9 protein-coding genes and 1 tRNA gene are annotated in these 11,713 nt (G+C 69.6%); 5 read left to right on the top strand and 5 right to left on the bottom strand.

Features of this window, described 5'->3' with window-relative positions; all coding sequences use genetic code 11:
• Positions 1 to 100 precede the first annotated feature (100 nt).
• A tRNA-Pro gene (locus tag ACFHW1_RS19110) sits at positions 101 to 174 on the top strand.
• A 139-nt stretch (positions 175 to 313) separates the two neighbouring features.
• Here ACFHW1_RS19110 and ACFHW1_RS19105 read toward each other — a convergent pair.
• Together ACFHW1_RS19105 and ACFHW1_RS19100 are read right to left on the bottom strand one after the other, a co-directional pair.
• Positions 314 to 1,087 carry a thioesterase II family protein gene (locus tag ACFHW1_RS19105; RefSeq protein WP_416568278.1) on the bottom strand — a complete coding sequence of 258 codons (774 nt, stop codon included), beginning with the start codon at positions 1,085 to 1,087 and terminating at the stop codon, positions 314 to 316.
• 43 nt (positions 1,088 to 1,130) lie between these two features.
• Positions 1,131 to 2,120: a M20/M25/M40 family metallo-hydrolase gene (locus tag ACFHW1_RS19100; RefSeq protein WP_416555069.1), complete on the bottom strand. Its 990-nt coding sequence runs from the start codon at positions 2,118 to 2,120 to the stop codon at positions 1,131 to 1,133.
• Between the two features lie 380 nt (positions 2,121 to 2,500).
• Between ACFHW1_RS19100 and ACFHW1_RS19095 the strand changes: the two genes are divergently transcribed.
• Complete coding sequence (locus tag ACFHW1_RS19095) at positions 2,501 to 4,069, top strand: cellulose-binding domain-containing protein (RefSeq protein WP_416555071.1); 1,569 nt, start codon at positions 2,501 to 2,503, stop codon at positions 4,067 to 4,069.
• A 333-nt stretch (positions 4,070 to 4,402) separates the two neighbouring features.
• Complete coding sequence (locus ACFHW1_RS19090) at positions 4,403 to 5,677, top strand: MFS transporter (protein ID WP_416615867.1); 1,275 nt, start codon at positions 4,403 to 4,405, stop codon at positions 5,675 to 5,677.
• A 21-nt stretch (positions 5,678 to 5,698) separates the two neighbouring features.
• Here the strand turns inward: ACFHW1_RS19090 and ACFHW1_RS19085 are convergent, their stop codons facing one another.
• Entirely contained in the window at positions 5,699 to 6,385 is a 687-nt protein-coding gene (locus ACFHW1_RS19085) for a nucleoside/nucleotide kinase family protein (RefSeq protein ID WP_416555077.1), read from the bottom strand.
• Between the two features lie 303 nt (positions 6,386 to 6,688).
• Between ACFHW1_RS19085 and ACFHW1_RS19080 the strand changes: the two genes are divergently transcribed.
• Both ACFHW1_RS19080 and ACFHW1_RS19075 read left to right on the top strand, forming a co-directional pair.
• A complete protein-coding gene (locus tag ACFHW1_RS19080; RefSeq protein ID WP_416555079.1) occupies positions 6,689 to 8,143 on the top strand; it encodes a glycoside hydrolase family 43 protein in 1,455 nt (484 codons plus the stop codon).
• Positions 8,144 to 8,165: 22 nt separating this feature from the next.
• Positions 8,166 to 9,152, top strand: a complete 987-nt coding sequence (locus ACFHW1_RS19075; protein ID WP_416555081.1) for a diacylglycerol/lipid kinase family protein — start codon at positions 8,166 to 8,168, stop codon at positions 9,150 to 9,152.
• A gap of 26 nt (positions 9,153 to 9,178) precedes the next feature.
• Here ACFHW1_RS19075 and ACFHW1_RS19070 read toward each other — a convergent pair whose 3' ends face one another.
• Together ACFHW1_RS19070 and ACFHW1_RS19065 are read right to left on the bottom strand one after the other, a co-directional pair.
• Positions 9,179 to 11,266, bottom strand: a complete 2,088-nt coding sequence (locus ACFHW1_RS19070; RefSeq protein ID WP_416568281.1) for a glycogen debranching N-terminal domain-containing protein — start codon at positions 11,264 to 11,266, stop codon at positions 9,179 to 9,181.
• Positions 11,214 to 11,651 carry an SCP2 sterol-binding domain-containing protein gene (locus ACFHW1_RS19065; protein WP_416555085.1) on the bottom strand — a complete coding sequence of 146 codons (438 nt, stop codon included), beginning with the start codon at positions 11,649 to 11,651 and terminating at the stop codon, positions 11,214 to 11,216. The genes ACFHW1_RS19070 and ACFHW1_RS19065 overlap by 53 nt, the downstream gene beginning before the upstream one ends.
• Positions 11,652 to 11,713 lie beyond the last annotated feature (62 nt).

Here is an 11,713-nt window from a genome sequence, read left to right as displayed (position 1 = left end):
TGCCGCTGTGGCTGTCGTGGCCGTCGGGTGGGGCCACGGAGTCCTGGCCGACCGGTGCGCTACGCTGTACCGGCTGCCGCTGGCGTTGTGTCGGCGGAGGCGGGACGTGGCGCAGCTTGGTAGCGCACTTGACTGGGGGTCAAGGGGTCGTCGGTTCGAATCCGGCCGTCCCGACAGTTGTTAAAGAAGCCGCTGACTAGGAGTAATCTCTGGTCAGCAGCTTCTAATGCACTGTGCCTCGGTAGGAGATTGCTGATCTAGACCCGTCGTTCGCACATGCGGTTGAGTGACTTGCGTTGCGGGTCCGGGCGCCTCACCGGTCGGGCATACCGTCGCGTGCCGACAGCGACCGGGTGACGATTTCGAGGACGGCTGGGCGGTGCTCGTTGAGGAAGAAGTGCCCGCCGGTCATCGTGTGGATGGTGACGCCCGCGGTGGTGTGCCGGCGCCACGCGTCGGCCTCGTCCGGGGTGGTCGTCGGGTCGGCGGTGCCGGTCAGTACCGTCACCGGGGCGGAGATCGTCACGTCTGGGGCGCACCGGTAGGTCTCGATCGCACGGTAGTCGTTGCGGATCGCCGGCAGCAGCAGCGCCCGCATCTCCGGGTCGGCGAAGACCCGGCTGTCGGAACCGTCGAGGGCCGTCAGTTCGGCGATGAGGCCGTCGTCGTTGAGAGTGTGTACGCGTTCATCGCGGTGCCGGGACGGAGCGCGGCGGCCGGAGACGAAGAGCCGGCGAGGAGTGAGCCCCAGCCGGTTCTCCAGCCGTCGTGCCACCTCGAAGGCGACGGTCGCGCCCATGCTGTGTCCGAAGAGGGAGACGTCGCCGCCGAGGTCGGGCAGGGCGGCGAGCGCGTCGAAGGCTCCGTCTGCGAGGTCGGCGACGGAATTGGCGAAGGGCTCGTCGTGGCGCTCCATGCGACCGGGGTACTGCACGGCGAGAACCGCGACGGCGGGGGCCAGGGCGACCGAGTGCCGGAAGTAGAAGCTGGCGCTGCCACCGGCGTGCGGGAGGCAGATCAGGCGCGGCGCGTCCACCGCCGCCGAGTGGTAACGGCGAATCCAGGCACCTGCGGTGATCGATGTCATGGGTGTCAGGATGCCGTCCAGGCTTCGCGGGCGCCAGTGCCGGCTAGTCGAGCCGCTCCGCCAGGATCTCCACGGCCAGGGCGGTGGCTGCGACCACGTCCGCCACCTGCTGCATGCTGACCGTTTCGGGGACATCGCCGGCCCGGTGGTAGTGCGGGTTGCGGAAGTTGGCCGTGTCGGTGATTTGGACCGCGGGCAGATCGGCGTCCCAGAACGGCAGGTGGTCGCTGCGCGCGAAGTGCTGGGTGAACGGCACGAAACGGCCAAGCAGCGGCCCCAGCACAGGGAGGTCGGTGGGTGCGCGGAGCAGAATAGTGCCGGTCGGGCCGGCCAGCTGGGTCAGGGCGGCCGCGAACAGCGTCGCCATCGTACGACTGGACCGCTGGTAGAGCACGGCAGCGAAGTCCGCTCGCTGCCCGTCGCGCCGAATTCGCTTGATCTGCCCAGGGTAGAGCAGGCCGAGCCCGGTCGGCAGATGTTGGCTGCCGGGCTCCGTGCTAGCGAATCCGAGCATCTCGAACACATAGGCGCCGACCACCTTCCGCCTGGCAACCGACATCTGCCGCACCAGGTGACGGGCACCGTGAAAGCCGAGTTCCTCGTGGTCGACCGCGACGAGCAGCACCGTACGGCGGAACCGTGTCCCACCCAGCAGTCGTGCCAGTTCCAGTAGTCCGACCACGCCGGTGCCGTTGTCGTCGGCGCCGCCGGTGCCTGGAACCGTGTCGTGGTGGGCGAGGACCAGGACCACCTCGGAGAGCTCGCCCTCCTTGGCGGCGACGATGTTGACGCCGTCGATGTCCACGTCGGTCAGGACGTCCTCGTACCGCCCGCTCGGCCCCCACTGGGGGACACCCCGCGCGTGAAACCGGTCGAGTCGGGCCGTCCAGCCCGCTGCCGCGAAACGGTCCCGTAGGTCACCGTCCAGCTCGGCGCAGGCGTCCGGGGTGAGCACCCGGACCCGGGGTGCCGGGAGTGTCCGGAGCTCGTGTCGGAGCGCGTCGGCGTCGACGGTCGCGCGCAGCTCGCGCACACGTTCGACCTGCCCGGGGTCGAGAACGGGTAGGCGAGGTTCGGCTGCTCCAAAGATGATCAACCTTACATCGGTGGACGTCAGCGTATCCAGTTGACAGTGAGTGCGCCGGCATAACATTTATGAGCATCTATCGATGGTGCGTTCGCTGTCTTCCCTTCGGACGATCCACCACGCTGCGCTGCCCGGTGCCACCCGTGCCGCGCCACACCGGGACACCTCGCGCTTCAGGCCACCCGGGGTGGTCGACCGTAGGTGAAAGCGCGCCCTGTCGATCCGTCCGCACGTCAGTGGAGGAGAGCCAGCACATGCGTTAACACCGGTACCGGTCCCGGCTGTGGTCAGCCGCGACCGTGACGGCCGTCATCGCCGGAAGCGGAGTGGCCGTCACGGCCGCGTACGCTGCCGTCGGATGCGGCGTCACCTACTCCGTCGCCTCGCAGTGGCCGGGTGGCTTCACGGCCAGCGTGGCCGTCACCAACCTCGGTGACCCGGTCAGCTCGTGGACGTTGACCTGGAGCTACGGCAACGGTCAGCAGATCACCCAGGCGTGGAACGCCACGGTGTCGCAGAGCGGTGGACAGATCACTGCCCGCAACGCCAGCTACAACGGCAACATCGCTACCGGGGCGACTACGTCGTTCGGCTTCAACGGGTCGTGGAACGGCAGCAACACCGCCCCGACCAGCTTCGCGCTCAACGGCACCACCTGTACGGGGTCGCCCACCGACCCCACCACCCCTCCACCCACGACCGCGCCGCCGTCCAGTCCACCGCCGACCACCGCGCCGCCGCCGATGCCGCCCGGCGACCCGGCCTGGGGCACTGCGCTGCCACCGGCGAGCGCGCCCAGGAGCCGGGCGTACGAACTGATCGCCACCGCCAACGAGAAGGGCTACCTGCCGCGGGCCGGCGAGTGCTCGGTCGAGATCCACGCCCGGTACTGGACCTACGGCCCAGACGGCAAGGTCTACCCGACCTGGCACCCGAGCGGCTGCTACTTCGGCCACGAACACGGTGACGATCCGCGGACCTCGGACCTGTACGGCACCGCAGGCTGGCCGGCCTTCGGCTACACCAGCGAGGTCATGCTGGACAACATGCCCGACCACAGTCACCGCCACGAGGACCACGTCGGGCACAAGGTACTGGTGGTGAACAACAGCAACGTCATCCAGGGGGACAACGGCACCAGCTTCTTCCCACCGGAGCGGCCCACGATCGCCGTCTGCGACGTCTTGCTGAAGTTCCACCAGGGTACCCACTCGCCGGACGCGTTCACCAACAACGTCCACGAGCTGCTGTTCAACCAGCGCTGCGTCGGGAGCAACGGTGGCCCGGTCACCGAGGCTCGATACAACGCGATGATCCCGCTTGGCCGACCCGGCGGCTTCAGCCCCAGCGAATGCCCCGGCTTCGGTCGTCCGCTCATCGACGTCGCACCCCCGGTGCCGGCGGACTCGCCGTCGGACACCCGATCGCTGAGCCGGTTGATCGCCGAGAACGGCTGTATCGACGCGATCCGGGAAGGTCGTACGCATTTCGACCCGCTCTACCCCAACCCGGTGCCGTTCACGGTTTCCGACATGGACGACTTCTGGTTCTCCGACGTGCGGGTGACGGGCTCCGGGCTGGACTTTCACCTCGCGCGGCTGTTCTACGTCGTCAATCCCTCCCGGTACTACGACCCGACACTGCCGAACAGGATGGGCCGGATCGTGGACCTGTGCTACACCGACCTGGTCGGTGGCGACTACTGCGCCGAGGCTCGACAGGTGACCCAGCAGACCGGCCAACAGGTCGCCTGGGGCGATCCCCGATCGCCGTTCAAGGGCACCCTGCGCGAGTACCGGCCCGGCACCTTCTCGGTGCGCAACAGCGGGCCATCCACGGTCTACACAGACGTGTACGGACGCAACGCCTCCACCACGCCGTTCGCCGGCTGGTAACACCGGAAGCGAGATGTACGTCCGAGGATCCATCAAGGACTACGCGGCGACCGGAGTCCACGCCCCGAACTGACACCTCTGACCCGGGCACCTCCGGCCGCGGTACGCCGTGAGCCGGCCGGCACCGCACAGGGCGGGCCATCGGCGAAACCGATGGCCCGCCCGTCGTCTGCACCCGACACGTCGGCCGGGCAACGCCGGAGAAGCACCGCAGCCGCCAGCCGTAAAGAATCTTGACAACGTTCCGCCACAGCCGACGTCTCGCAGAAGAGGTCGGCACATGTCTGTGCCAGTGCCCAGGGGCATCCTCGTCGAGAGACCTGGCTGACCATGGTGCCCGCCGCGGTCGAGGCCCGCCGGACCCGACACCGGCCGATGGCCGCGCTGTTCACCGGCGCGGCGGTGACCCACGTGCCGATGGTCGGTGCGAGCACGGTGAGCACTCTCGTCGGGGCGCAGTTGCTCAGCCCGCTGTGGAGCGGCATACCGAACGCGGCCGGAATCGTCGGCTCCGCCGTCGGCACCCTGACGCTCGCCGCCGTGCTGGCCAGACGTGGCAGCCGTACCGCGCTCGTGTTGGGCTACCTGGTCGCGGCCGTCGGTGCGGTCGTCGCGGGCGGCGCCGTGCTGGCCGACGCGGCGGGCCCGCTGATGGTCGGCATGCTGCTGCTCGGTGTCGGCAACGGCGCAGCGCAGCTGGCCCGGTACTGCGCGGCGGACCTGTACCCGCCCGACCGCAGGGGTTTCGCGGTCGGCGTCGTCGTCTGGGCGGGTACCGTCGGCGCGTTGGCCGGGCCCAACCTGATCGCGCCACTCGCGCGGTTCTCCGCCGGGCTGGGTCTGCCGCCGCTCGCCGGGCCGTACCTCCTGGCGCTGGTCGGTGCGGGTGCCGCGGCAGCGGCGTCGGCGACCCTGCCGACGACCCGGGCCGGTACGCGGCGCGCTGCCCTGACGCCCGGTGACACGAAGCCGGGTGCCGTGTCGGTCGGGGTGTGGCGACGTCCGGTGGTCCGTACCGCGGTGGTGTCGATGACCGCCGGCCAGGTGTCGATGGTCGCCGTGATGACAATGGCGCCGTTACACATGGACATGCACGGTCACGACCTTGGCGCGGTAGGTGCGGTGGTCAGCTCGCACCTGCTCGGCATGTTCCTGCTGGCGCCGCTGTCCGGGCACATCGTCGACCGGTTCGGGGCACGGACGGCGATCCTCGCCGGCATCGGGTTGATCGCCCTGTCCACGATGGTCGCATTGGTGCCGGCGGCCGCAAGCGCGCAGCTGTACGTCGCGCTGTTCCTACTCGGTTCCGGCTGGAACCTCACCTTCGTCGGCGGCAGCGGCCTGCTCACCCAGTCGTTGACACTCGCCGACCGCCAGCACGTCCAGGGGGGCGTGGACGCGGTCGCCTGGGGAGCCTCGGCGGTGGCCAGCGTCGGTGCCGGAATGGTGCTCGGCACCGTCGGGTACCCGGTGTTGGCGGTCAGTGCCGGTGCGGCGGTGCTGCTCCCGTTGTTCCTGCTGGCCCGGGCGGATGGCCCGGCGGCCGCCCCGTCCTCCGGCGGAGCCGAAGACCCGCCGGACCGGCACGGCGGGCAGCCGTGCTGTTAGCGCCGCCGGCCAGCCGTGCCGCTAGCGTCCGCCGGGCCGGGGCGGCCGGTCAACCGGGCGCGGAGCGTTGCCGTCGGCCGGTCCCAACGTGGTCATGTCGACGACGAGGTCGGCTCGGTCTCGACCGGCCCCGATCAACCGGGCGTTCGGGTCGTCGACCGTGGCTACCCAGGCGCGGGCGGCGGCGGGTGACTTGCCGAACTCGACGTGCCGGCGGATGAGACGGTCCCGCCGTACGTCGTCGTCGAGTTGGCAGAACCACACCTCGGCCAGCAGCGCACGTACCGCCGGCCAGGGCTCTGCGTCCGCGAGCAGGTAGTTTCCTTCGGTGACGACCAGCCGTACCGGTGGGTCCACCGCGATGGTGCCGGCCACCGGTTGTTCGAGGTCACGTTCGAAACCCGGCGCCCAGACGGTCCGATGCCGCTCGGTCCGCAGCCGGTGCAGCAGGGCGAGGTAGCCGTCACCGTCGAAGGTGTCGATGGCGCCCTTGCGGTCGCGCCGGCCGAGCCGGTCCAGTGCCGCGTCGGACAGGTGGAAGCCGTCCATCGGCACCAGCGCCGCCGGAACCCCGACCTGCCGCAGCCCGGCGACCAGCAGCGCCGCCAGCGTCGATTTGCCCGCCGCCGGGCAGCCGGTGATGCCGAGCAGGAGTCGGCCGTCGCGGGGGACAAGCCGGTGGGCACGTGCGACGAGTTCATCGAGCATGCACCAGCTTAAGCAGCGCCGGGGAGCCGTTGGCCGACTCCCCGGCGGACACGGGTATCCGCTGCCGGCCCTCGACCCATTGACATCGAGACTGCAGGTAGTTAACACTGTCGATTCAATCCGGCAATCGCGCGGCAATCGTACCGGGTGCCGTGTTAGCGATAACATCGGATGATCTGGATACCTGTCGCCTGCGGCGTCGCTGCCGTCCGGTGCCCGGCAGTGCCACGTCGTGCGCCAGCACGTAGGCGGCGGACCGCCGGCGCTGGCCGGACCCGACCAACTCCAACTGAAGGAGACCCGATGCCGAGGACCCTTGCCCGGCTCAGCGCCGTCCTCGCCGCCGCCTGCCTGCTGTTCACCTCATGGTCGGTGACCGCGGCGAGACCGGCTGCCGCCCTCGACCCGTTCACCGGATACCTGTTGGCCCACTTCACCGGGGAGTCGACCAACGGCGAGCAGATCTATCTGGCGCACAGTACCGACGGGCTGCACTGGACCGACCTCAACAACGGCAGCCCGGTCCTGATATCCACAGTGGGCACCCGTGGCGTGCGGGACCCGGTCCTGGTCCGCTCACCGGCCGGCGACCGGTACTGGATCATCGCCACCGATCTGCGGATCGCCAGCGGAACGTCGTGGAACGACGCCGCCAACCGGGGCAGCACCTCGATCGTCGTCTGGGAGTCCACCGACCTGGTCAACTGGTCGGCACCGTGGCTGCTCAACGTCGCCAACGGTATCGCGGGCGCCGGCAACGCCTGGGCACCGGAGGCGATCTACAACCCGGCGACCGGTGACTACGTCGTCTACTGGGCGACCAACTCGGCCCGCAACGGGGTCACCAAGCACCGCATCTGGTACGCGCGGACCAGCGACTTCCGTACCATCGGTGCTCCGCAGCTGTACATCGATCGGGGTAGCGGCCAGGGCATCATCGACACCCAGATCATCGAGGTCCCGAACAGCGTCGGCGGCTACCGCTACTACCGGGCGTCGGCCGACGGTCACATCACCATCGAGGCGAGCAACTCGATCCTCGGTAACTGGACGACCCTCGGCAACCTGTCGCACCTGGGCATCTCCAACGGCACCGGCGGCGGCAACGTCGTCGAGGGCCCGATGTGGGCCCAGTTCAACGGCCGTGACGAGTGGGTGCTCTGGCTTGACCAGTACGCCACCGGCCGCGGCTACCTGCCGGTCACCTCGACTAACCTGGGCGGCACGGGCAACTTCCGGACCCGGTCGGACTACAGCATGGGCGGCAGCCGCAAGCGGCACGGATCGATCCTCAACCTGACCGCGGCCGAGCAGTCCAGGGTGCTTGCCCGCTGGGGCACGACCACCCCGGTGAACCGAATTCAGTCGTACAACTACCCGGACCGCTACGTGCGGCACGCCAACTTCGACGTGCGCATCGACGCCAACGTCAGCCCGGCCCAGGACGCGCAGTTCCGGCTGGTGCCCGGCCTGTCCGGCGGCTCGGGGTACGTCTCGATCGAATCGGTCAACTATCCGGGCCACTACCTGCGGCACTACGCGTTCGACTTCGAGTTGGCACCCGACGACGGCTCGGCGGTCTTCGCCGCCGACGCCACCTTCCGCCGGGTCGTCGGCCTGGCCGACGCCGGATGGTCGTCGTTCCAGTCCTACAACTTCCCGGACCGCTACATCCGGCACTACGGCTACCAACTGCGCCTCGACCCGATCGCCGACGCGCAGGCACGCGCCGACGCCACCTTCCGCGTCACCGGCTGACCCGGTGGCCCACACTGACCTGGTGCAGAAGCAGACAGCGCCGGTACGGTCCGCCGTAGTGGTCAACCCTACGAAGGTTACTGACCTCGACGTCCTGCGAGCGGCGGTCGACGCGAGCCTGGCCGAAGCCGGCTGGGCGGCACCGATCTGGCTGGAGACGACGGTCGCCGAACCGGGGCGGACGCAGGCCCGGGACGCGGTCGCGGCCGGGGTTGACGTCGTGTTCGCCTGCGGCGGCGACGGCACCGTGATGTCGTGTGTCGCCGGTCTGGTCGGCACCGACGTGGCGCTCGCCATCCTGCCGGCCGGCACCGGTAACCTGCTCGCCGCCAACCTGGGGCTGTCGACCGACCTCGCGGCCGGGCTGGAGGTCGCGGTGGAACGGCAGACCCGCCGGCTCGACGTCGGTCGGCTCGACGACGAGCGCTGCTTCGTGGTGATGGCTGGCATGGGGTTCGACGCGAGCCTGCTGGCCGCCACCTCCGAGCAGGCCAAGGCACGGATCGGCTGGCTGGCGTACGTTGCCGGCGCCGTGCGGCACCTGCGGGACCGGCCGGTGCCGGTGCAGGTCCAGATCGACGACCAGCCGCCGGTACGGTCCCGGGCCCGCACCGTGCTGGTGGCCAACGTCGGCCGGCTGCAGGGCGGGATGACCCTGCTGGCCGACGCCGAACCCGACGACGGTCTGCTCGACGTCGCCGTGCTGACGCCACGGACGCTGCGGCACTGGCTTGCGCTGGCCTGGGCACTGGTACGGGGTCGGCGACGGGTGCCGCGGATGCAGGTGTACCGGGGGCGCGAGGTGTCGGTGGTCAGTGACCGCGACCAACCCCGCGAGCTCGACGGCGACCTGATCGAACCCGGCGCCACGCTGCGGGTGACGGTCCAGCCGGCGGCGTTGCTGCTGTGCGTGCCGCGTCCGGCGGATGACCCGGACCTGTCGGTGGACGCCGGCGCCGCCGCGCGGCGCGGCACGGCGCTCGTCGAACGTACCCGTGACGCGCACTGACCGGCCCGGGGCGTGGCCGCCCCGAGTCAGCCGTTGTCGCTGTGTCCCAGCCGGGCGAGCAGCCCGGTGTGCTGCCGCTGGTGACGCTCGGCCCGTCGGCCGAGCGCGTCCGCCCGGCCCCACCGGCCGGGTACGTCGAGCAGCTCGATCCGGGGTATCGACGGCGGGAGATGCGGGTCGACGCCCAGATGGTCCTGGTACGGGGTGAGATCCAGCATGGTACGCAGCAGCAGCAGCACCGCCCCCGCCGACCAGCCCTGTGGGCTGCACGCCGTCGGGTACTCGACCGGATATTCGGTCAACTCGCGTCGGTAGCCGGCGAAGGCCTCCGGCAACCGTCCGTCGAAGAACCCGGACGCCTCGATCATCCCTTCCGCGATCCGGGCGGCCTCCTCGCGGAACCCGTACCGGCGCAGCCCCCAGGCGATGATCGAGTTGTCGAACGGCCAGACCGACCCCACGTGGTAGCCGACCGGGTTGTACCGTGCCTCGGTCTCGGCCAACGTCCGTACCCCCCAGCCGGAGAACATCGCCGGCCCGAGCAGATACTCGGCCAACTTGCCGGCCCGATCCGGCTCGACGATTCCGCTCCACAGCAGGTGCCCCATGTTCGACGCCAGCGCGTCGACCGGGGTGCCGTCCGGGTCGAGAGCGAGCGCGTAGTACTCGCCGTCGGCCACCCAGAAGTCGCGGTTGAACCGCTGCTTCAGGTCGGCGGCCTCCCGCTCCAGCCGGTCGGCGTACGCTGGGTCGTTCCAGAACTGGCGGGCCAGCCGGGCGCCACGGATTTTGGCGTCATAGGCGTAACCCTGCAGCTCGCAGGTTGCCCTCGGCAGCGCGGACAGCCGTCCGTCACGGTAGGAGATCGCGTCCCAGGAGTCCTTCCAACACTGGTTCTCCAGACCATTGCGGGTGTTGCGTCGCCAGTAGGAGACGTAGCCGTTGCCGACCAGGTCCCCGTATTCGTCGATCCAGTGCAACGCGGCGCGGGCCTGGCGTTCGAGCCCGCGGACCAGTTCGACGTCGCCGCTCCACCGTTCGTACTCGTCGAGCAGGATCACGAACAGCGGAGTCGCGTCGGCCGAGCCGTAGTACGGGGTGTGCGGCTGCTCCTCGAACGCCGCAGACTCGCCGTACCGGAATTCGTGCAGTATCTTGCCGGGCTCCTCCTCCCGCAGGTCGTCTAGGCTGCCGCCCTGCAATGAGCCGAGCAGTCGCAGCACCGGGGGAGTCAGCTGGGGTAGGAACGGCATGGTCTGCAGGCTGATGAAGATGCTGTCCCGGCCGAACAGCGTCATGAACCAGGGCAGCCCAGCGGTCGGGATCGCGCCGGTGGCGGTCAGCGAGGCATACCGCATGGCGGCGAGGTCGATCAGGCTTCGCTCATACGCCGTGGTGAGGTTGGGGTTGTCGGCGAGCAACTCCGGCGCCTGGTCGATCCAGCGCTCCAGCTCTTGGCGTAGTTGCGGTCGGGCCCGGCGCCGGTAGGCGCCCCAGATGGTCGGCGACGTGGGGTCGCCGCCATTGATCACCGGTTCCACCCGGAGTTCGGTCTGCCATTGACCGCGCGGCTCCAGGGTGACGTCGAACGTCATGCCGTCGTCGTCGATCCGGGCCGGAAGCGTGCTGGAGATGACGGTGTCCCGCCGAAAGGTCTCCCGCCGGTAGCTGTACCGCAGCCGACCGTCGTCGTGCTGGACCGACTTCGTTCCGCGCTTGTGCTGAACGTCCTTGATTTCGAACAGGTCCGCGAAGTCGGTGTCCATGTCGACTCGCAGGGTCAGGGTTGCCGGCGCGATGTCATGGTTGAGCACGGTGATCCGCTCGACGAACGCCGCGCCGATCGACTGCTCCCGGATGACGGACAGCTTGGCGTCGACGTAGTGAGTGGGTCGGCCCGGCACGAGGAAGAAGCGGGTCTCGAAGAAGTGCAGGTCGTCCTGGGACAGCGCGTTCAGTCGATGGCCGTCGATCCGGAGCACCCAGGTGGAGAGGAAGCGCGTATCGAACGAGAACAGGCCGGTTGGCAGGTCCGGTGAGGCGGTCACGTCACCGCGTTCGTCAGTCACCACGAAGGTGTTCCCGTCCAGGATGCTGACGGTCTTCTCGTTCATTCTTGACGGCCTCCCTCCGGGTGAAGTCCCTTGGATGCAGCCCGGCCGGCACACTGCCGAACAGGACCCGGCAGATCTGGTCCGCAAGGCCCAGGTCTCCCTCGACGACGACCGTGTTGCGGAACAGCAGGGGGATGAACCGGTCCTCGCCCCGGGCCAACCGGTCGAAGCGGACCCGTTCACTGCGGATGATCGAATCCGGCTCGGGCCCCGTCGACGACACCTGGACCTTCCCGGTTCCCAGGGTGACAAACCAGTGCGTCGTCCTGCTCTCGTCGTGCACGTCGAAGCGAACGGTGCCGCTCAGCCGGGGTGGCAGCCGGGTCAGGACCGAGCTTGCGTCGCGAACCAGCCGATCCAGCGCGTCCTCGACCGTGTCGACCATCCGACCCCACCTCCTCGCGCCGTGTGACGTCCTCGGTGCACCGTAGGTCGGGCCGAGACCGA

The sequence above is a fragment of the Micromonospora sp. LOL_014 genome (assembly GCF_048060245.1).
GTDB lineage: Bacteria > Actinomycetota > Actinomycetes > Mycobacteriales > Micromonosporaceae > Micromonospora_E.
This window is presented reverse-complemented; position numbering and strand designations above follow the sequence as displayed.

Coding starts and splice junctions, on each gene's coding strand:
- ACFHW1_RS19105 (WP_416568278.1), bottom strand. CDS start 1,087: ATGACATCGATCACCGCAGGTGCCTGGATTCGCCGTTACCACTCGGCG.
- ACFHW1_RS19085 (WP_416555077.1), bottom strand. CDS start 6,385: ATGCTCGATGAACTCGTCGCACGTGCCCACCGGCTTGTCCCCCGCGAC.
- ACFHW1_RS19080 (WP_416555079.1), top strand. CDS start 6,689: ATGCCGAGGACCCTTGCCCGGCTCAGCGCCGTCCTCGCCGCCGCCTGC.
- ACFHW1_RS19070 (WP_416568281.1), bottom strand. CDS start 11,266: ATGAACGAGAAGACCGTCAGCATCCTGGACGGGAACACCTTCGTGGTG.
- ACFHW1_RS19065 (WP_416555085.1), bottom strand. CDS start 11,651: ATGGTCGACACGGTCGAGGACGCGCTGGATCGGCTGGTTCGCGACGCA.